Here is a 1,448-nt window from a genome sequence, read left to right as displayed (position 1 = left end):
CATCGTACTAACAAACGCTTCAAGACGGATTCGCAACGCGTGGCATTTGTGGTTTGCGGTAAATTTAGTGATTTAGGTGGTGTGCGGAAGCATCGTATTGCGTTGCTCACCACTTAAGCGGGCGTTAGCTTTTCATGGGATTGTAATGAAAAACAGTGGATTAGATTTATTTAGGGATAATGTTGAAGTACTAATAGATCATATATCTGAGAATGAGTGGATAAAAGAAATCCCCGTTTTAGATAATGTTTTCAACATGCTATCACTTGTGACATCAATCAAAGATTCATTATTTGCAAAAAAATTAGAACAGTTTTTTGTAAGTTTAAATGAAGTGAGTGAAAAGGATTACCATAAAATAAAGCAGTTTTCTAAGACCGCTGAGGCCAATGAAATATCGGAAATGATAATTAATGTTTTAGATAAAGTTACAGATAATAAAAAAACAGAAATTATAGCTAACTTATTCATCGGATATATAGAAGGTTATATTAATGTTAACGAGTTTAAGGCTTCGCTAGAAATTGTTGATAAGTCGTATGCAGCAGATCTTGAAAGTTTTCTTTCTTGTGGTTTTAGTATCGTTGATTTCACTCTCAGTGATCTCATGACAAATAAAGTCTATAACATGATTTTTACACCTTTATTAGCTCGGACAGAAAATCCAGATAAGACTCATGTTGAGCATTATAGTATTTCGAATTTAGGTATCGCTTTTTTTGATGCTTATAACCACGGTGTCACACTTAGAAAACAAAGCTAACAAACTGTTCAAGAGGGATTCGCAACGCGTGGCAGTTTCACTATGCGTTGGTTTTAGTGTTTAAGGTGGTTTGCGGCGGCTTCTGTATTGCGTTGCTCACCCCTTAACAGGGCGTTAGAGCGCAGGAGAAAAAATATGAACATGACGGATATAATTGAATACATTTCATATCTTATCGCCGGCATTATTATCGCTCCCTTCGGCTTTATGTTGTTTAAAGAATTCATCGGTAAAGATCGCAAGACGGTCACAAATGAAGTCAAATCTACGGTAGGAGACGAATCGAGAAAGTTCCTGGGCGGTAGATATAGTTATGCAGTTGTAGGTCAGTTTGTCGAGTTTAAACTGATAATAGCGATAGGTTTGCCAGTAGTTCTATTTCTAGGGATCTCTTCCTTGGTAAATTCTCTTTTGAAAGTTCTGTTCAACCTTTGAGTTGCGCTATAACAAACTGTTTAAGAGTGATTCGCAACGCGTGGCATTTTCACTATGCGTTGGTTTAAGTGATTAAGGTGGTATGCGGTAGTATCGGTATTGCGTTGCTCACACCTTAACAGAGCGTTATGCCTATAAGAGGAAATATGGATAGTAAATGGGAGTGCTTTGGGTGCGGGCATAGCAATAAACACTCATCATTAAAGTGTGAAAAGTGCGGGTCTTTAGGCAAAGAGCTTGCAAACAAGCA

Annotated in this window: 2 protein-coding genes; both read left to right on the top strand. The window is 37.4% G+C overall.

The genetic code is table 11. The features are described 5' to 3' along the window. Positions 1-145: 145 nt before the first annotated feature. Entirely contained in the window at positions 146-763 is a 618-nt protein-coding gene (locus L3V32_RS26045) for a hypothetical protein (protein WP_237285679.1), read from the top strand. A 135-nt stretch (positions 764-898) separates the two neighbouring features. Beyond that, complete coding sequence (locus L3V32_RS26035; RefSeq protein WP_237285677.1) at positions 899-1,198, top strand: hypothetical protein; 300 nt, start codon at positions 899-901, stop codon at positions 1,196-1,198. Positions 1,199-1,448 lie beyond the last annotated feature (250 nt).

Source organism: Vibrio sp. J2-4 (assembly GCF_021728155.1).
GTDB lineage: Bacteria > Pseudomonadota > Gammaproteobacteria > Enterobacterales > Vibrionaceae > Vibrio > Vibrio diabolicus.
Note: the sequence above shows the minus strand (reverse complement) of the source record. Positions and strands in the feature narration are given on the sequence as shown.